The following is a 5,107-nucleotide window of genomic DNA, read 5'->3' as shown; positions in this document are numbered from 1 at the left end:
CACCGCGAAGCAGTACTCGGGCGTCATCCTGGCGAACCCGGGCGGGCCGGGCGGCAGCGGCCTCGGCCTCGCGACGCTCGGCAGGAACGTGCCGGACGGCGTCGGCGCGCAGTACGACTGGATCGGCTTCGACCCGAGGGGCGTCGGCGCCTCCCGGCCGCGGATCTCCTGCGACGCGGACTACGCCGACGGCCCGCGTCCCGCGTACACGCCGCCGACGGACGCGACCGTGCGCGAGTGGCTGGCGCGGGCCGCCGGCTACGCGAAGGCCTGCGGGGCGAAGTACGGCGACCTGCTCGACCACATGACCACGCGAGACGCCGCGAACGACATCGAGTACCTGCGGATGGCGCTCCGCGTGGATCGCATCAGTTACTACGGGTTCTCCTACGGCACCTACCTCGGCCAGGTGTACGCGACCCTCTACCCCTCCCGGGTCGCCCGGATGGTCCTCGACTCCACCGTCGACCCCTCCCGCGTCTGGTACCCCGCGAACCTCGACCAGGACGTCGCGTTCCAGACGGTGATCGAGAGGTGGTTCGACTGGCTCGCGAAGCACGACCGCAGCTACGGCCTCGGCAGCACCCGTGCGGCGGTGCAGGCGGCGTACGACCGGCTCGACGCCGAGCTGGCCGCGGCCCCGGCCGACGGGGTGTTCGGCTCGGCGGAGCTCGCCGACACCATGCTGTACGCCGGCTACTCGCAGGGGCTGTGGCCCGATCTCGGCATGGCCCTGTCGGAGGCGGTGCAGGGCGACACCGCCCGCGCGCAGCAGTACTGGCGCTCGCTGAACGAGACGAAGGACGACAACGGGTACGCCGTCTACAACGCCGTGCAGTGCACCGACCAGGCCTGGCCGACCGAGTGGTCGACCTGGGCGAGCGACGCGAAGCGCACCGACGCCGAGGCGCCGTTCGAGACCTGGCCCAACACCTGGTTCAACGCGCCCTGCCTCACCTGGCCGGCGAAGCCGAGCACCCCGGTCCAGGTCGACGGGTCGAAGGTCGTACCGATCCTGATGATCGACGAGACCCTCGACGCGGCGACCCCGTTCAGCGGCAGCCTGGCCGTGCGGCGGCTGTTCCCGGAGGCGCGCCTGCTGGCCGAGCCCGGCGGCACCACCCACGCGGACTCGCTGAGCGGCAACGGCTGCGTGGACGACACCGTCGCCCGCTACCTCGGCGACGGGCGGCTGCCCGCGAGAGCGGCGGGCGAGGGCCCGGACGCCACCTGCGCGCCGCTGCCCGAACCGACCCCCTGACGTCGTCGGGAGCGACTCCCGGGCACCGGTCGGGTGCGCCCCCTAGCGTCGTCCGCACCTGGAGCGGGAGGGGTTCCGCCCCGGACGCGTCGGAAGGGAGCCGGACGGATGACGGATGGGTCGGACACGCTGCGGAGGCGGTTGACGGAGGCGGTGCGCGCCACGGGCGGGTGGAGCACCGTGCACCTGGATCTGTCCGGGGACCGAGAGAACCCGGAGGGGCTCGCGGAGTCGCGCCGCCGGTCGGTGCGCGACCGGCTGGCCAGGCGGGGCGCCGACGAGGCGACCACCTCGGCCGTCGACGTCGCGCTGTCGACGCCGTCGGGGCTGCCGTCGCCCCTCAGCCGGTTCCTGCTCGCCCGGGACGGCGCGGTCGTGGTCGACGAGACCGTGCCGGGCGCCGCGCCCGAGGAGACGCTGGAGGTCGGCCCGCTGCCGCGCATCGCGCCGCTCATCCGCACCGGCGTCGACGAGTTCGCCTACCTGGTCGTGCAGGCGTCGCGCGACGGCGGCGACATCGCGGTGCACCGGACCGGCGCGTTCTTCCCGGAGGCGACCGCCTCGCTGCAGGGACGCACGGACACGCTGCACAAGGCGAACTCCGGCGGCTGGTCGCATCTGAACCACCACGAGCACGTCGAGGAGCTGTGGAAGCAGACGCAGCACGAGCTGTCCGCGGAGGTCGACCGCCTGGTCCGGGAGGTGCGCCCGCGGCTCCTCGTCGTGTCCGGCGACCTGCGCGCGCGGGGGCTGCTGCTCGACGCGCTCGCACCCGCCTCCCGCGCGATCGCCGTGGAGCTGAAGAAGGACCTGCGGTCCGACGGCGGCGGGGACGCCGATCTCGACCGGCTCGTCGGTGAGCAGGTCGCGGAGGTGGAGCGCCGGGAGCGCGCGGAGGCGTTCGACGCGCTGCGGTCCCGGCTGACGCAGGAGCGCCCGACGGCCGACGTCGGGCTGCGCCCGGTCGTGGAGGCGCTGCGCCAGGCACAGGTCGACACCCTGCTGCTCGACGTGGCCGCGCTCGACGGCGAGCGCCTGCTCGCGCTCGACGAGGTGCCGTGGCTCGCGTCCGGCGCGGAGGACGCGGGCCCGGCGGCGGTCGTGGCCGAGGTGCCGGCCGCGGAGGCGCTGCTCCGCGCGGCCCTGCTGACCGACGCCCGCATCCTGACGACCGCCGACGGCGACATCGACGCGGGCGCGGCAGCGCTCCTCCGCTGGCCGGCCGGGGTCGCCGCGACCGCGTAGGAACGGGCAAGGGCCGCGCTCGCGCGCGGCCCTTGCCCGCCTGCCTCAACCGGAGTGTCCGAGGGGGGACTTGAACCCCCACGCCCGCTAAGGGCACTAGCACCTCAAGCTAGCGCGTCTGCCATTCCGCCACCCGGACCGGTGCGCGCCTCGCGGCGCCGACCGTGAACATTACCAGCCGGTCCGCCGTCCGCTCACCACCCGGCCGGGGCGCGGGGCCATACCGTGGAGCCGTGACGGACCTCAGCAGGACCGCGGTGCTCGCCAGGGACCTCGTGCGGTTCCCGTCGGTGAACTGGGGCGCCGGCCGCAGCGACGGGGAGGCGGAGGCCGCCGGCTACGTCGAGGCGGTGCTGCAGCGCATGGGCCTCGAGACGCGGCTGTTCGAGCCGGAGCCCGGCCGGGTGTCGGTCGTCACCCGGGTCGAGGGGCGCTCGCGGAAGCCCGGCCTGGTCCTGCACGGCCACACCGACGTCGTCCCCGCCGACGCGTCGGGCTGGAGCGTCGATCCGTTCGCCGGCGAGATCCGCGACGGCCTGCTGTGGGGCCGCGGCGCCGTCGACATGAAGGACATGGACGCGATGATGCTCGCGTCGCTGGAGGACCTCCTCGGCTCCGGCAACCAGCCGGAGCGGGACCTCGTCGTCGCGTTCTTCGCCGACGAGGAGGCGGGCGGCGTGCTCGGCTCGCACTGGGTCGTCGACCACCACCCGGAGCTGTTCGCGGGGGCGGCGGAGGCGATCAGCGAGGTCGGCGGGTACTCGATCGACCTGCGGGGGCGGCGGGCCTACCTCCTGCAGACGGGGGAGAAGGCGCTGGTCTGGGCGAGGCTGACCGCCCGCGGCCCCGCCGCGCACGGCTCCCGCCTGATCCGCGACAGCGCCGTCGTCCGGCTCGCGGAGGCGGTGGCGGCGCTCGGCCGCAAGGACTGGCCGATCCGGCTCACCACGACGACCGCGGCCCTGATCGACGAGCTCGGCCGCCTGCTCGACCTCGACCCGAAGCAGGTCGGCGAGGACGCGGTGGTGCTCGCCTCCGGCACCGCCTCCGGGTTCGTCCTCGCGACGCTGCGGACGACGACGAACCCGACCGTGCTCGAGGCCGGGTACAAGCACAACGTCATCCCGGCGACCGCGAGCGCGCTCGTCGACATCCGCACTTTGCCGGGCGAGGAGGAGGCCGTGCTCGCGGAGATCCGCGCGCTGATCGGGGACGACATCGAGCTGGAGACGGTCCACGCGGACGTCGGCCTCGAGAACCCCTTCGAGGGCCCGCTGGTCGAGAAGGTGATCGCGCTGCTCGGCGAGCACGACCCCGGTGCGCCCGTGCTGCCGTACCTCATGTCCGGCGGCACGGACAACAAGGCGCTGTCGAAGCTCGGCATCACGGGCTACGGGTTCGCGCCGCTGCAGCTGCCGGCCGACCTGGACTTCCCGGCCATGTTCCATGGCGTCGACGAGCGCGTCCCGCTCGCCTCCCTCGACTTCGGCACCCGGGTGCTGACCGACCTCCTCCTCACCTACTGAGCGCGTGAGCGTCACCGAGCAGGACCCGCAGCTCGTCGAGGGCTCGCCGAGCCCGGCTGGCCCGCCCGAGCTGCTCGAGCCGCGGGAGGTGCCGCTCGGCGGGCCGCGCGCGATGCGCGTGCAGCGCTCGCTGCCCCAGCGCACCCGGTCGCTGATCGGCGCCTGGTGCTTCGTCGACCACTACGGCCCGGACGACCTGTCCGAGCGCGGCGGGATGCGCGTGCCGGGTCACCCGCACACCGGGCTCGCCACGGTCACGTGGCTCTTCGAGGGCGAGGTCGAGCACCGCGACACCTCCGGCGCGGTCGCGGTCGTGCGGCCCGGCGAGGTGAACCTGATGACCGCCGGCAGCGGGGTCGCGCACTCCGAGTTCTCGACGTCCGGCACGACGGTCGTGCACGGCGCGCAGCTGTGGTTCGCGCTGCCGGAGACCGACGGGCCGCGCCGGTTCGAGCACGCCGTCCCCCCGGCCGTCATTGTCGACGGCGCGGAGGTCCGCGTCTTCGTGGGGGAGTGGCTCGGCGCGCCCGGCGCTCCGCAGGCCCCCACACCCCTGCTGGGCGCCGAGGTCCGCCTCCCGCCCGGCGCGCGCTGGTCCGCGCCGATCGAGCCGTCCTTCGAGGTCGGCGTGCTCGTCGACCTCGGCGCCGTGGAGGTGGAGGGGGTGCGCGCCACGCGTTCGCGGCTGATCGCCCTCCCGCCCGGCCGCGAGGCGCTGACGGTCACCGCGGGCGCCGAGGGCGCCCGCGTGCTGGTGCTCGCGGGGGAGCCGTTCCCGCACGACATCGTGATGTGGTGGAACTTCGTCGGTCGCGACCACGACGACATCGTCGCGGCGCGAGCGGCCTGGCAGGCGCAGGTCGCCGAGCAGCGCGCCACGGGCGCAGCGGACGGCCGCTTCGGCCCGCACCCGGCGTCGTGGGACGACGTGCTCGCGGCGCCCGAGCTGCCGACGGTGCGGCTGAAGCCGCGCTCCCGCGCCTGACCGGCGCGGTTGCGCCTCCCGCGCGCCGCCGCCGGTAGCCTGCCGCGGGCGGGAACGACCTGCCGTGTGCCGGAGGTGGTCGCCCGTGAT

The 5,107-nt window shown here is 75.0% G+C and carries 4 protein-coding genes and 1 tRNA gene; 4 read left to right on the top strand and 1 reads right to left on the bottom strand.

Features of this window, described 5'->3' with window-relative positions; all coding sequences use genetic code 11:
• Both ACFE60_RS17510 and ACFE60_RS17505 read left to right on the top strand, forming a co-directional pair.
• On the top strand, window positions 1–1,261 hold a 1,261-nt coding region (locus ACFE60_RS17510; protein ID WP_375390138.1), incomplete at its 5' end, for an alpha/beta hydrolase.
• A gap of 108 nt (window positions 1,262–1,369) precedes the next feature.
• Entirely contained in the window at window positions 1,370–2,506 is a 1,137-nt protein-coding gene (locus ACFE60_RS17505; protein WP_375390137.1) for a Vms1/Ankzf1 family peptidyl-tRNA hydrolase, read from the top strand.
• 55 nt (window positions 2,507–2,561) lie between these two features.
• Here the strand turns inward: ACFE60_RS17505 and ACFE60_RS17500 are convergent.
• Window positions 2,562–2,645 (bottom strand) — tRNA-Leu (locus ACFE60_RS17500).
• 94 nt (window positions 2,646–2,739) lie between these two features.
• On the opposite strand from ACFE60_RS17500, the gene ACFE60_RS17495 reads away from it, so the two are divergent.
• Together ACFE60_RS17495 and ACFE60_RS17490 are read left to right on the top strand one after the other, a co-directional pair.
• A complete protein-coding gene (locus tag ACFE60_RS17495) occupies window positions 2,740–4,032 on the top strand; it encodes a M20/M25/M40 family metallo-hydrolase (RefSeq protein WP_375390136.1) in 1,293 nt (430 codons plus the stop codon).
• A 4-nt stretch (window positions 4,033–4,036) separates the two neighbouring features.
• Entirely contained in the window at window positions 4,037–5,017 is a 981-nt protein-coding gene (locus ACFE60_RS17490; RefSeq protein WP_375390135.1) for a pirin family protein, read from the top strand.
• The last annotated feature ends 90 nt before the right edge of the window (window positions 5,018–5,107 follow it).

This window comes from uncultured Amnibacterium sp. (genome assembly GCF_964245895.1).
Taxonomy (GTDB): domain Bacteria; phylum Actinomycetota; class Actinomycetes; order Actinomycetales; family Microbacteriaceae; genus Amnibacterium.
This window is presented reverse-complemented; position numbering and strand designations above follow the sequence as displayed.